Source organism: Paenibacillus sp. ClWae2A (assembly GCF_032452295.1).
In the GTDB taxonomy this organism is placed as follows: Bacteria; Bacillota; Bacilli; order Paenibacillales; family Paenibacillaceae; genus Paenibacillus.
Map to the genome: position 1 here is coordinate 118,497 of NZ_JAULSQ010000005.1, position 13,806 is coordinate 132,302.

Genomic DNA, 13,806 nt, shown 5'->3' on the forward strand with positions numbered 1-13,806 from the left:
TGAGTATTCAATGATTTTCATATCAATCTGCAAGCTTCATCATCTGATATTCTGACAGTATGCCCAATGTCTGACCGTGAATACTTCTGCAATATATTCGAATTACCAGATGATTCGGAGAAGAACTGTTGCTGATGATCCTCAGTTCATATGGATCGGATGACACATCCAGATTATGAATGACCTGACTATCGCCCGCTCCCCCCGAATTTGGCCTTATGTGAAAAAGATGTCGGAACAGTTCTCCGTGAATACTGACTCCACCAACAAATACATCCGTCCCTTCCTCGCCGCCCACATAGGCCAACTCCACATCCATGTACTTGACGGGAACAAATGTCTGTAACAGATTCTCATGAATCTCAAGTAAATATACCGCCACTGTAGATCCCTCCTTCGGAGCACATGAACCTTCCTGTACATAGGATATGCGTCCTCTCGTCCATTGCCATTTGCATTCACCCATTTTCGACCAATTACACGGAAATGCCCGACCTTATGGTCCTCTTTTTTCATAGAATAAAAGGATAGAAGCTCGGCCGGTGCAGGCCGTGACAAGGAGGTAGCCATGAGAGTTCTGCTCGTTACGTATTGGGAGCTTACACATATGGGAGGCATATGGACATATGTTAAACAACTGGCCGACAGGCTAATCGCACTTGGTGTAGAGGTTGATATTATGGGCACGAATGGTGCCAATAACGAAATATATGTTCGGAATCTGAACCGCGCTTTCTCCAAAGATAAAGTGTGGCCCATGCTGCAAGCCAAACTCAATCCGACTGATCTGCCACAATTCACTGCTGATCCTCTTCTCGCTTATTATGAACTGAATAGATATGCCTTCGAGATGGCGGCCGCTTATCTGGGGGTGGACCACTATGACGTTATTCATGCGCAAGATCCGGTAGCTGCCGTAGCCATAAAACGCATTTTGAACCGCAATATCCCACTGGTTACAAGCTATCATGGCGCTCTTGCACGCGAAGCCTTTTACGATGCTCAAAACTCCAACCCGCAGCTTACTCTCCCTTCATATCTGCAATCCAAGCGTGGACGTTATTTTCTCTCATTGGAAGAGCGAAGTGCAGCACAGTCCGAGCTCATTCTCGTGTCAAGCCACTGGATCAAGAGTACGCTTACAGAGCTTGCCGTTCCTGAATCAAAGTTCAGACAGATTCCCTATGCTGTAGATCTCCCAGTCTACCGTGCCTCAGCAGCTGTGAAGTTCCGCCAGCGACCACCTGCGGGCAAGAAAGTCATTGCCTTTACCGGACGACTTGAATACATCAAGGGCGTTCATGTGTTAATCAAAGCCTTAGCCAGTCTGAAAAGTAAACGTTCCGATTGGGTCTGCTGGATCGCAGGAGAAGGCAATCTAACCGATGAACTGCGGTCACAGGCCGCGTCAACGGGTATTGGAGCGGATGTTGTGTTCTGGGGCAAGCTGGACAATATTCCTTCCTTCCTGCGCCATGCAGACATCTATGTCCAGCCCAGCCTGCAGGACACCCAGCCGTTCTCCGTTACCGAAGCGCAACTGGCGGGTGTACCTGTTATCGTAAGTGGTACAGCCGGCATGCCTGAGATGGTTGAACCTGGACGTACGGGATGGGTTGTTCCTCCGCAGGATGTCGACTCACTCCGTGAACTGTTGGATGCACTACTTGAGGATGATGTTACCCGAAGAACAGTAGGTGCGGCGGCGAAAGCCTGGGCTGAACAACACCGTTCACTGGAAGTGATGGGATTTCGTACATTTCAAGTCTACCAAGAGGCCATCTACAGAGGAGGACTTACGATATGACGTTACTTGTACCGAGTGATCTATACAATCGCTGGTTTTCGACTCCAGTTTCCACACCTCACATCGACGTAGATTACGCTGTAATGAATGAATTGATGAAGAAGCTGCCTAAAGGATATGTATTTCCCGATCCTGCATCGATGGCGATCATGAATTCAAAAGATTGAGCCGTCCAATGATATGTCTTCTTCATATAACATGCAGGAATATCAAACAAGGGGTGTCCCATATGTCATAAGAATGACTGAGGACACCCCTTGTTCGCTTTAATTTGTTCTAACGAATCCACCACACGCTATTTGTTATCTTTTGCACAAATCTGACATGTAACGAATCCCGGAGACGTTATTTCATCCATCGTGGACGAATTCCAGATTCAAAAACCATTTTGCGAAGGAATAACGTGACTGAGATTCATTAGGATTTGTTTTTCATCGTAATTACCCTAATAAGACGCCGCAGATTCGTTAGCGCTTGGAGCCATGGGAAATCCAGATCTTATTCATCTGTCGCCAACTTGGAATACATATTCAGATCGTTGAACGCTTCCCCTGCCCTCTCGTATGCTCTGAGGGTGCCTTCGTATGTGAAATTAAGCTTTTGTAATAGCTTGATAGAATTCACATTATCGGGGTCAACCTTTGCTTCCATTCGATTCAGCTTCAACGTCGAGAATGCGTGAACTAACAAAGAAGAGATCGCTTCCGTAGCATATCCTTTCCCCCAGTGTGATCTGGCAATGTCATACCCGATTTCTGCTTTAAGATTGTCAAAATCCAGTGAATTATAACCGCAGGAACCTATGATTTCGTTGGATTCTTGCACGATGATCGAGAACCGAATGGCCTTGTTTTCCTGAGAAAGATCATTCAGAAGATTAATCATTTCTATGGCTTGATTTTCATCTGTAAAATGAGTGATATTCATAAATCTAGTCACATCCGGATCAGACCAAATTTGAAACAAGCTGGCCGAATCCGATACGTTCATTTTTCGCAAATATAACCGTTCTGTGTGTAACTCTGTAATCAATACTTTTACCTCCATTAGTTTATTAATAGTTGGGTTTAAGATATTGATATCTGCGCATAGTCCAGTCCCTTCCGTGTATGAATCATTTCATTATACAGAGAATTCAGCAATCGATCACCCATTCTATCCACGAATCTGTCCATGGCGCAAAAAAAGAGCTTTCCACTTATAACACTTAAAAAGTGCTCATAAGGGTGCTCTCCTGCGCATTTAACACCTATTCCATTCGGCCATCATTGCCAAATCCATCTACTTCCAGTACCCACCAACCTGAAGCAAGTTGAACAGAATCGGCCGATGCTTCGCCTGAACCCGTTCCATCTCGGCAACCAGTGCCTTGAAATGGCGTTTGGTCCCCATCGAGTCATGCAATCGGTAGCACATCAGAGGTTCATTGTAGTAGAACAGCTCATACATTGGAAACAGCCTCATCCACATCTCATAGTCATGGGTGTAGCGAAAATCAGTGTCGAACAGTCCGAACCGCTCAAATGCTTCCATCTCTAACATGACAGTACAGCCATTGATCGGACAACCTTCGAGCAATACCTGCAACATCTCCAGACGACTCCCCACTTCCGGCTGCACCGTATCCAACCATTCACTCTTCTCATTCACATAATGGTAGGCACCATGGCAGAATGAAGCCTGGACCTCTCGCATAAACTTCAGTTGTTTCTCCACCCGATCCAGCAGCATCACATCATCTGAGCTGAGCCAGACAAAGTAATCCCCTGTTGCATGTTTGATGCCCTCATTTAATGCTGTCGCGGTTCCACCGTTTTCTTTGTGAATATAGCGGATGGAATCCATGAATGGCTGTAGCCGCTCCACGTGCTCGGTTGACCCATCATCCACCACGATGACTTCGATATGCGGATACGTCTGGTGAATGGCACTGTGAACAGCCTGCTCGATGTACGCGCAATTATAAAAAGGAATGACAATTGATACCTTCGGCTCCATTCGGTCCTCCCCTTCCCCCGTTTGTCTCTGCATAGCGATTGCTTTCTTCTATTATATGAAGATCCATTCGATCGGTATCGGACATCTGCGGTGCTACGGAAGCACATTTGGACCATTAATCGACTTCCCCCACCCTCACTATCATCGGCAAAAATGCTGCGCAAAGAGGGCGTTAATCAGCCATCTTATGGCTTTCTTAACTGCCCTCCCTACGCTACCCGCCAAGCGTCGCTATTCGCTGCAACAGCGGTTCCCGATATCTGGACCATACCATGGATGCCTCTCTGCCGATGACATCCGCATGACGTACCGATCCCATTCCACCATGCCAGCGATATGCGGTAAGCGGTTCATTCAGGTATGGGAACCGATGACCGTTCAGTACAATACGCATCCAGAGATCCAGATCATGGGTGTAGGGAAGAAGTTCATCGAATAGCCCCACTCCGCTAAAGAGATCCTTACGAATCATGACCGTGCAGCCATTCACCGGATTGCCGTTAACAAGCCGTCGTAGTAAATCCATATCCGACATCGGTTCAGGCCCACCATGCATTCTGGTAACTGCCGAATGCTCGTTGATATAGTGAAAGTTGGTATGTGAGACGAGCACATTCTCACGCTGCATAAACTCCAGCTGATAACGAATTTTATCCGGATACAGATAATCATCCGAACTGAGCCAGGCTACATAATCACCAGAGGCATGGCGGATGCCATGATTAAGTGCCGAAGCCGTCCCTCCATTGCTTTTGCCAAGCACATGAATATAACGAAGATAGGGTTGAAGCAACTCTGCATGCCGGGTCGAACCGTCATTCACAACAATGATCTCCACATCGGGATACGTCTGGTTAAGCGCACTCTGAATTGCCTGAGGCACATAAGGGCAGTTGTAGAATGGAATGACAATGGATACTCTCGGATTCAATTTGTCGTCCTCCCTTGCTGGGCACGAACATCACTCAGGATATCCTGAAGCGATGTGGCAAATGGAATCATCGGCTGCCAGCCAAGCTTGCGCAGCAGTGATAATTCCTCCTGTTTTCCCGAGCCATCCGGACCAGAAGATGCCCCATCCCAGCGAACAGGGACTTCCGCTTCTGTCATAGACAACAGCAGATCTGCAATTTCACCAAGACTGCGCTCGACTCCGGACACCACCGGGTATACTGTACCGCTGGACCCCTGTACCAGGAGGGTCGCATATGCTCTGACTGCATCCCGCACATCCAGAAAGTCACGGGTATTGTCCCGGCCGGAGAGACGGAATGCCTCGGTTTTGCCCGCCTGCTCACAGGCAACAACATGGCGCGCAAGCAGTGAACAGATGCCTGTAGAAGGACCCGCACCAATCAGATTGCCCGGCTCCGCCAGCATGATCTGTTGTCCGAAGAGCGACATCCACGACAAGGACACCATCTCTTCCAACGCTTTACTGAGGCTGTATGGATGCGGAGGCTGGGGAATCCGGCCAGGTTCCGGCGTATATTTTAACCTCGATCCTACAATAACGGTTCGTGCTGTCGGACAACTGCGAAGCGCATCCAGTAAATACAGCACGGCCATCACATTGGTCTCCAGGACCAGTAGCGGATCAGACCACGAATCAGGCACTGAATTTTTGCCAGCGAGATGCAGCACATAGTCGGGCTGCACCTCGTCGATCAGATGACGTACTTGCTGTTTATCGTTCAGATCACAGACATGGACCTGAGTACCTTTACCAAACGAATGCACATCCGGTCTCCGGACTACCGCTGCAACCACTGCACCAATTTCCCGAAAATAAGATACGGCATGTCGCCCGGTAAAACCGGAGGCGCCTGTAATCAGCACCCTCTTGCCTGTCAGCTCTGCTCCATCCATAATGCCAGCTCCTTCAGCATTGTAGAATAATCCGGCAGGTCTGCCTTCACATCCTCGCGAGTGGACACCAGCGTACGGTCCTGCACTACACTGTCATCACGCACAATCGTCACATCCTGCTTATCCCAGGTCTGCTTGAACAACACAAGCAGGTCATGCTTGCTGACAGGTGCCGGATGAGCCAGGTGGATCAGTCCACTAACGGATGAGGCCAGGTAATGGTCTACCCATTTAGCCAGCTCAAGTGTGGTCACACCGTTCCAGAATACGCGGGTATACCCGCCGACTTCACCTGTGCTGGACATAAACCATTGCATCAAACCAATGCCGCCCTGCCGAATCTCGGGTCCAATGATGGACGTACGGATCGTGAGATGACCTTCATCCTGAACTTCGCCAAGTGCTTTGGTGATGGCGTAAGCTGAAGTCCCATCCGTAACATCATCTTCCCGGTATGCTCCCCGTTCCCCGCTGAACACACAGTCCGTGCTGATATGAATCAAGCGTGCACCAATCGTATCTGCAACCCGCCGCAGACGATGTGGCAGGAAACCGTTAATATGATATGCAGTAATTTTGTCCTCATCTGCAAAGTTGTTCAACACACCTACAGCATTAATAATCACATCCGGGTGCACAGCTTCTACCAATCGATCAACCATGAAGCTGTCGTTCACATCCAGGAGCAGACCATTGGGGTCCGTTACATCCCGAGATGTGTAGAAGACGCTGTGTACACCTTGACGGCGGAAATAGTCGACCAAAATATGGCCGGCCATTCCGTTTCCACCAAGTATCAGCAGTTTCATGACAAGAATCCTCCGCGTTTCAGAATTTCACGAATCTCCTCTTTGGTCATGAGTTGGTGTTCAGAACTGAAACTGTTAAAGGAGACTGGGGGACAATTGGTGTAATGTTCACGCAGACCCGGTATACCCAGGGTAGGAAGAATAACCAGGTACTGCTCATCGTAGACAACGGTAGTCATGCTCTCGAATTCACTCATCAATATTTCATGGATTTTCTCCCCTGGACGAATGCCACGTTCCACAATGCTCACATTCTCCACACCGGAATCCTCAATCAGCACTTCCGCGAGATCAACGATTTTGCAGGTAGGCATTGTCATGACAAAGATCTCTCCGCCGACACTTTCCACCGAAGCTTTGAACAGCAGGGTAATTGCATCCTTCAGCGTAAGAAAGAATCGAGTCATACTCATATCCGTGATGGAGACCTGCCCTTTCTGGCGGATCTGATTCTTGAACAGATGTACCACACTGCCGTTTGTTCCCAGTACATTCCCGCCCCGTACCGTAACAAACTTGGTATCGCTGTGTAACAAGTTGGCATATACAATTAATTTCTCACCGATCGCTTTGGTCATGCCATAGAAGTTGGACGGATTGGCAGCCTTGTCAGTCGAGATATAGATTACTTTTTCCACCTTGTTCTCAATAGCGGCCTCGATCACATTCTGTGTACCAATTACATTGGTTTTGAGTGCTTCGTACGGTTGGTCTTCACACACCGGAACATGCTTGAGTGCCGCCAGATGAAATACATAGTCCACATGCTGGCAAGCCGTCGTCAAGGCGTCCTTGTCACGAATATCTCCAATCCGGAAATGAAGACGTGGGTCTTCAAATTCACGACTCATAGCCACTTGGCTGGACTCGTTCCGGGAATATACAATAATTTCTTTGGGCTGCTGGGGCAGCAGTTGAGCCACAAGTTCATAACCCCATGATCCCGTACCGCCAGTCACGAGTATACGCTTATTTTCAAACATGCATTTTCCCTCCAAGCAGAAATTTAACCACTTTACTGGATACATCTGTTGCTTTGTAACCTTGCGGGCAATCCCAGTCGCTAGACATCTTTGTCATGATTTTCACGCAATCAGCGATGCGCGCAGCATCCAGACCGGAGACCACATTGCTGCCACAATCCACCGTTTCCGGCCGTTCGGTAGTTCGACGCATCGTTACGGTCGGCACGCCCATAATGCAGCACTCCTCCTGCACGGTACCGCTATCCGTAAGTGCACAGCGTGCATGACGTTCAAGCATTACAAAGTCGAAGAATCCAAATGGCTCGTGAAACTCCACCAGTGGGTCCATCTCCAGTTGCAGATGCTCCGCAATCCGGATGGCTGTACGCGGATGAATACTGCAGATCACACGCAACCCGTGTTCCTCTGCGACCTGGTTCAGTCCTTTCATAATCTCCAGCAAATGAGGGGCATGATCCACATTCTCGGCTCGATGGGCAGTAACCAAGAAATATTGCCCGGACTTCAGTTTGAGCTTCTTGAGTATTTTGCTAGAACTTACTTGCGCGTCGTAGTGCTGCATTACTTCATAGATGGGATTGCCCGTTAGCACGATGCGCCTGCTTGGTACCCCTTCGCTGATCAAATGTTTCTTGCTCTGTTCCGTGTAAGGCATATTAACGGTGGAGATGGCATCAATAACTTTACGATTTTTCTCTTCAGGCACATCCAGGTCGAAGCAACGATTGCCTGCTTCCATATGAATAACAGGAACACCCATGCGCTCAGCCAATACGGCACATAATGCGCTATTGGTATCACCGAGCAGCAGCAATTTATCGGGTTTCTCCTGCAATATCAGATCTTCCATCTGCGTAAACATCGAGGACAACTGTCGTCCCAGAGAGGCCGCTTCATCCTGAAGAACGTAATCCGGTGCGCGCAGGCCCATTTCCTTGAAAAAGAGACCGCTGAGACTTTCCGTGAAGTTCTGTCCCGTGTGCACCAGAATATGTTGGGACGCGTACTGGTCCAGCTTGGAGATGATCAGGCTGAGCCGTATGATCTCAGGTCTCGTACCCAGCACCGTCATGATCTTCATCGTAATCCCTGCCTTCATCTTGTATTGGAACCCTTGCGCCCTGCTCGGCTACGTCCCGTCTTGGCAGATTTGCGTCTGCGACTAGCCGATTTACCCATATGCGGACGCGGTCCCTTCGTTGTACGGGGTCTCCCCTTACGTCTACCAGTTCCGGAAGTACGCTTCAGCCCCTCACGGTCTCGGCGAGAACGAGGTGCAAGTGACTTGCGACGACGTTTCCGCGTTTTGCCCCTCTGTTGAATCAGCTTTGCAGCTGGGCCAGTACCTGAGGCACCCGGAGCGTCGTGACCCAATGCGAGTGGAGGTAATGAGGAATGTGGCAACGCCTGTATGACGGTCAGAGGGAATAACAGTGCCCGAACCGTAGCCGGCTCCAGAACCAGTACAGTGCGTAGTCCTCCCTCCCCATGTGTATACACAGGTCCATTCGGAGGTTGGATATAAGCAAACCATCCGGGAAAACGCAATAACCACTGTGTCACCATCGTATGCAGTTTCGTTCGGTAGGTTTCAATCCCGTAGAGCCTTTCCGCTTCTGTCCGATTGCGCCACCCCGTATTCGAGGCCAGCTCTGAATCATTCAGCAAGGTTGTTGCCAAGGTAACAAGCGCTTCGGTATCACCCGGCGGTGCCAGAAATGCATCACTGCCTACGGATTCCATTAATTCCTTCAGTCCACCCTGAGCAAAAGCGATCACCGGTTTCGCAAAATAGAGACCCTCCAGTGCGGTCATGCCAAATCCTTCTTTGACCATGCTTGGGATGACCACGATATCCATGGCGGTATACGCCAGAGATACGTTCTCTTCAAATGTAGTGAAGGTAAATCGGCGTGAATACCCGGATTTTTTCACCCGTGATACACACTCGTCGTAATACTTTTTCTCCGATGGTGCCCCGATGATCCAGAATCGACAGCGCGAATGTGTTTCGCAGATCCTCAAGGCCATATCCACAAAAGGTTTCAACCCTTTGGCATCATATATAAATGAAGAAATATAACCGATACAGGTCTGCGATGATTTGAAACCGAGCTCCTTACGCTTACGTTCGCGCAAATGAACCCAACGGTCCGGTGCTGGTAACGCGGGTTCCCAGGTAGGGGAAATGATGGTCACCTTGTCACCTATGCCTGCTTCTTGGAATGGGGCCACCGCTGTCTCGGATATACCGATAATCCAGTCTGCATAGCGACCAATCATCTGAATCGCCTCGGTTGTATGTTCATTCGTATGAATGATCTCGGTAATCTTCCAGATAATCGGAATCTGAAGCGACTTCGCCGCTACTGCCGGCATCACATTGACACAGGTATTCGTTAACACGAGATCGGGAGCAGTCTCCCGTATGAGGGAGACCACTTCCTGATATGCTGGTGTATGGCGAAGTTGCTCCGCATCATTTGCAATGCCCAGGTAAGGTGTGTACACACCGTGAAGCATCGGCAGAGTGCATATTTTGACCTGAATGCCGAATCTTCGTGCAAGCCCCGCCAGCTTCCCATCCTGGGGAACAATGAGCACACACTCAAAGATCGTACCGATCTCTCTCATAAAATGAAGCAGCAGCTTCTCTGCACCTGTAATGCTGCGAGTATTGCACACATGCGAAAATAACATCATCTTTGGTTTCGTTGCCATGGCCGCACGGACCCTGTATGCAGATATCCGATACAGGGTACTGTGCACACCTCCTCCCGGCCAGGATTAAGGAAATATGATAGTTAACATTTCATTAATTCTTTTGCCATACGTGTGGTCTTTCAGTGTACGTTCGAGTCCACGAAGTGCAATCTCACGGCGTTCCTTCTCATGAGTAAGATAATATTCCACCTTGTCGAGTAACTCCTGCGGCGAGGAATATGTCTCAATCTCCACCCCCGGTTTGTAGAAACGCGCAATGTCATCCCGGGCGTCGGTCAGCTGTAGCGTCGTGGACGCGGCAATTTCAAACGTTCTCGGGTTCGGTGAGGCTGGCGGGATTTTGAGGTGATTATTATTGACGGAATCATCTTCGTGGGATCGATGCAGGTTGATGACAATTTTGGTGCCATTATATACATCATTGGTCTCCGGCGGACTCATCCAGCGACCGAGCTCAATCTTCTCGCCATAGGCAGTATAGTCAGGCAGGCGATCCCACCAGATTCCGTTAAATACCGTATTGTGTGACATCAACTGAGGCATGATCGGATTGAAGAAATATACCCGGTTCCAGTAGGCCGAGCCGATAAAGCTGACATCCCGTTTTAACGGGGAAGGAGTTGTAATCGGGAAGTAATGATTGGTGAATGCGGCAAAAGGGAGGTAGTGAACCGACGCACAACCGCTTTGGCGGTACAATTCCACACAGTTCAGTTCAAGCGTAAAGATATGGTCAAAATGTTTCACAATTTCCAGCGTCATATCTGTATAGTACGGGTCATCCGTGAGCCAGATCGCCGTCTGAATGCCCGCTTCGCGAATCGCATCGATATGCTCGACGGGAATATCCATTCCATCCAGCACAAGCACAAGATCAGGACGTGTCTGCAGCGCAATTTCAGAAATTGGTTGACGCGGATCAGAGAGGGTTACCTGAGCTACCATGCCCTGTAGCGTGGCCATAATGGCCTCATCCAACGGGGAGTAAGGGAAGCCTTTACCCGAGGATACATACAGCACGTGAAGCTGCCGGAAAGGCAACGGTTCCTGTGCACAATTCACAATATAGTTGGCGCGACCACGCAGATATCCTTCTTCCTTACCTGCGTCATATCCGGCATGTTGCCCATTTTTGCGCGCTTGATCAGTCAGGCTCAGTACAGGTGCATGAACCTTTTTGGTTTTACGGTGTTTGAGAGACATACCGCCACTCCTTTATTTTTTGGGATAGAGTTCTCGTTGGTGCTGCACTTCAGATGGGGATTACAAATGTTCCAGCAACTGACCGATGCGACGAGTGAATGTGTGCTGGTTCATCGTGGTGAGAAGTCCCCGCCACGCCATCGCCTGTCGTTCTTCTTCATGCTTCAGATAATAGTGAATCTTGCGCTGAAGTTCTGCTGCATTGGTGAACGTCTCGATGTCATATCCCGGCTTATAATAACGGGGTAAATCTGCACGTGCATCCGTAATCTGCATTGTGCCGCAGGCGCTGATCTCATACGTACGAGGATTAACCGAGCGACCTACAAGATGGTGTGTGTTACGATTGTCTTCCCCATTCTCGCAAGTCCGGTGAATATTAATGACGATCTTGGCGCCATTGTAATAATCCACTGTCTCTCCGGGAGCAATCCACCCTTCGTAGATGAAACGTCCTAGTACATCAAAGCGTGCCAACCGGTTCCACTGGCTACCCGCAATGAACACCTTTTTGTCCGCAAGAAAAGGGGCCAACTCATCAAACAAGGCAATCCGGTTCCAAAATCCGGTACCGATAAAACAAATGTCGTATTGATGCTGCGGTGCCGCGCGCCGCGGTTGAAACATGCCTGGATTCACCGCGAGTGGCATATAGATGACCTGGTTCGCTCCATGTCCCAGATAGAAGGACACCGCGGCCTCTTCATGCGTGAACACGACATCATAGTGCTGGCAAAGGGACGTTGTATCTTCGGTGAAATACGGATCATCCACAAACCACACGGCAGTTCGGATACCGAGTGCACGTATGCCATTCACCTGCTCCACATGATCTGGGGGAAATACATGCAGACCATTCATGACGAGCACGACATCGGGCCGATGCTGACTGGCTTCCTGCAACATCGCTGCTGGCGATCCAACAACGCATTCACGTACAGACTGCTGCAGAGCCAAGGTGACACCTTCATCGATGGCATCGAATCCTTGCGGAATATATAACACCTTCATGTCCCGCAGGGTCGGTTCAAACATCTGCACCCGCTCCATCATGGCTTGACAGCCGCCAAATCTGCGGCCTTCTGCATATCCGCCGCGGTAAGCTGTTTCCGCTTCGGTCAGCGGACGGTGCCTTCGTTTTGCCACATTCTTCACCCTGTCTTCCTTCAGGAGATCTCACTTCCAGACTCTCCCCGAGATTGGTCTTCCCTCTAAAGGATATGCCTCGGGGTCAGATGCATCATGGACGGGTGTCCTGCAAGGCGCAAAATTGGCGCTTGCCCTCCACATCCGCCTGTACGGGCATGTCCGCTTTTGCGGCGATGCAAATATCCCGGAGGGATCTGTCCCCCCGGGCTACTGTTATACAGGTATCATTCCATGCAGGAATAATCGTGTCTACTCGGTTACTGTGCTTTGTATGCCAGCTGATGTCCGTCCTCGAATCCCTTTGCGAAACCCGCGTTGAATCCCTCGTTGTACGCCTCGTTGTATCCCTGGCTGTACGCACCGTCCGGGTTCGGATCGGTAGGGGTAGCCGGGACGACTGGTTGTACGGGCTTCGGACTCCGGTGCCGCCGTACCGTACGTTTCTTTTTTTTGAGCCACGCACTGCGTCCTTTAAGTGGGCGTTTGTGAAGAACACGTTTGGCTCTGAGCGCACGCAGCTTGCGAATTTTGCGCAGACGGGCTCCACGGGTTAACAAAGTTCTTTTGGTTCTCAGTCGTATTTTCTTCTTCTTTAACATGTCAACATTCCTCCTGTATGTCCCGAACGATACGAATTGCACACCCGGGGTCTTTGAGCCACGGCAAGCCAGGCTCCCCATGCTGGATTCGGGCCAGCCTGATTCCCGTAACCATACGTGACATTTCTTCCTGATAACGACTCAGCAAACGAATGTTCTCGGCCAGACTGCGGGCGGATACTTCCGAATGAGCGGTTACACTGGCTACACTGTCCAGAATGCGTGCCAGCGCCTGCTGACTGTGTGCAATGGATTCAATGAGTGCCAGTTTAGCTTCCTGCTCACGCCGCATCAGACTCATTTTCCCATGTCTCCCAGATCCATGCCGCCAAACATGCCACCGTCCATACCGCCGCCATCTTCGCTGTCGTTCTGTACCATCACCGCTTTGAGATTGTTGCACAGTCCGGTCTCCATCCGGGTTAAACCTTCCAGCAACTCCACCAGCTGATCATGCATTTTGAGTGGCTCGCCTACCTGATCCCCATGCGTCAGAAAGGTATCTCCATTCAAATGATTCAGCGTCCAGTTCCGTACCTTCTCGGCCTCAATCGCTTTTGCCTCCAGGATCAGGGCAATATTCCACTGCATTTTGGCTGCTGCATCCAGCATCAGAATGAGGCTCTGTTCTCTACTCATGTTCCTTCACCCGCCTTCCGGGC

16 protein-coding genes are annotated in these 13,806 nt (G+C 49.8%); 2 read left to right on the forward strand and 14 right to left on the reverse strand.

The window, feature by feature from the left end; all coding sequences use genetic code 11:
• Positions 1-22: 22 nt before the first annotated feature.
• On the reverse strand, positions 23-382 hold the full coding sequence (locus QVE09_RS17270) for a hypothetical protein (RefSeq protein WP_315937772.1): 360 nt from the start codon (positions 380-382) through the stop codon (positions 23-25).
• Positions 383-568: 186 nt separating this feature from the next.
• Between QVE09_RS17270 and QVE09_RS17275 the strand changes: the two genes are divergently transcribed.
• Positions 569-1,807 carry a glycosyltransferase family 4 protein gene (locus QVE09_RS17275; RefSeq protein ID WP_315937773.1) on the forward strand — a complete coding sequence of 413 codons (1,239 nt, stop codon included), beginning with the start codon at positions 569-571 and terminating at the stop codon, positions 1,805-1,807.
• Complete coding sequence (locus QVE09_RS17280) at positions 1,804-1,974, forward strand: hypothetical protein (protein ID WP_167483784.1); 171 nt, start codon at positions 1,804-1,806, stop codon at positions 1,972-1,974. The genes QVE09_RS17275 and QVE09_RS17280 overlap by 4 nt, the downstream gene beginning before the upstream one ends.
• 331 nt (positions 1,975-2,305) lie before the next feature.
• Here QVE09_RS17280 and QVE09_RS17285 read toward each other — a convergent pair whose 3' ends face one another.
• The 13 genes from QVE09_RS17285 to QVE09_RS17345 form a co-directional block, all read right to left on the reverse strand.
• Positions 2,306-2,839, reverse strand: coding sequence for a GNAT family N-acetyltransferase (locus QVE09_RS17285; protein ID WP_315937774.1), 534 nt, complete (start codon positions 2,837-2,839; stop codon positions 2,306-2,308).
• A 249-nt stretch (positions 2,840-3,088) separates the two neighbouring features.
• On the reverse strand, positions 3,089-3,805 hold the full coding sequence (locus QVE09_RS17290) for a glycosyltransferase (RefSeq protein ID WP_315937775.1): 717 nt from the start codon (positions 3,803-3,805) through the stop codon (positions 3,089-3,091).
• Positions 3,806-4,019: 214 nt separating this feature from the next.
• Positions 4,020-4,736 (reverse strand): glycosyltransferase, encoded by a 717-nt coding sequence (locus QVE09_RS17295; RefSeq protein ID WP_315937776.1) that lies wholly within the window; start codon positions 4,734-4,736, stop codon positions 4,020-4,022.
• Positions 4,733-5,674: an NAD-dependent epimerase/dehydratase family protein gene (locus tag QVE09_RS17300; protein WP_315937777.1), complete on the reverse strand. Its 942-nt coding sequence runs from the start codon at positions 5,672-5,674 to the stop codon at positions 4,733-4,735. Before QVE09_RS17300 ends, QVE09_RS17295 begins: the two co-directional genes overlap by 4 nt.
• A complete protein-coding gene (locus tag QVE09_RS17305) occupies positions 5,656-6,483 on the reverse strand; it encodes a dTDP-4-dehydrorhamnose reductase family protein (RefSeq protein ID WP_315937778.1) in 828 nt (275 codons plus the stop codon). The genes QVE09_RS17300 and QVE09_RS17305 overlap by 19 nt, the downstream gene beginning before the upstream one ends.
• Positions 6,480-7,466, reverse strand: coding sequence for a polysaccharide biosynthesis protein (locus QVE09_RS17310; protein ID WP_315937779.1), 987 nt, complete (start codon positions 7,464-7,466; stop codon positions 6,480-6,482). The genes QVE09_RS17305 and QVE09_RS17310 overlap by 4 nt, the downstream gene beginning before the upstream one ends.
• On the reverse strand, positions 7,459-8,550 hold the full coding sequence (wecB, locus tag QVE09_RS17315; RefSeq protein ID WP_315937780.1) for a non-hydrolyzing UDP-N-acetylglucosamine 2-epimerase: 1,092 nt from the start codon (positions 8,548-8,550) through the stop codon (positions 7,459-7,461). The genes QVE09_RS17310 and wecB overlap by 8 nt, the downstream gene beginning before the upstream one ends.
• A gap of 14 nt (positions 8,551-8,564) precedes the next feature.
• The gene (locus tag QVE09_RS17320; RefSeq protein WP_315937781.1) at positions 8,565-10,190 is read right to left on the reverse strand and encodes a glycosyltransferase family 4 protein; all 1,626 of its coding nucleotides are present in this window, start codon (positions 10,188-10,190) and stop codon (positions 8,565-8,567) included.
• A gap of 66 nt (positions 10,191-10,256) precedes the next feature.
• On the reverse strand, positions 10,257-11,396 hold the full coding sequence (locus tag QVE09_RS17325; RefSeq protein WP_315937782.1) for a CgeB family protein: 1,140 nt from the start codon (positions 11,394-11,396) through the stop codon (positions 10,257-10,259).
• Positions 11,397-11,456: 60 nt separating this feature from the next.
• Positions 11,457-12,551: a CgeB family protein gene (locus QVE09_RS17330; protein ID WP_315937783.1), complete on the reverse strand. Its 1,095-nt coding sequence runs from the start codon at positions 12,549-12,551 to the stop codon at positions 11,457-11,459.
• Between the two features lie 251 nt (positions 12,552-12,802).
• Positions 12,803-13,144: a hypothetical protein gene (locus QVE09_RS17335; RefSeq protein ID WP_315937784.1), complete on the reverse strand. Its 342-nt coding sequence runs from the start codon at positions 13,142-13,144 to the stop codon at positions 12,803-12,805.
• 1 nt (position 13,145) lies between these two features.
• On the reverse strand, positions 13,146-13,445 hold the full coding sequence (locus QVE09_RS17340) for a hypothetical protein (RefSeq protein ID WP_076211204.1): 300 nt from the start codon (positions 13,443-13,445) through the stop codon (positions 13,146-13,148).
• Positions 13,442-13,783, reverse strand: coding sequence for an alpha-helical endospore appendage domain-containing protein (locus QVE09_RS17345; protein WP_017692510.1), 342 nt, complete (start codon positions 13,781-13,783; stop codon positions 13,442-13,444). Before QVE09_RS17345 ends, QVE09_RS17340 begins: the two co-directional genes overlap by 4 nt.
• Positions 13,784-13,806 lie beyond the last annotated feature (23 nt).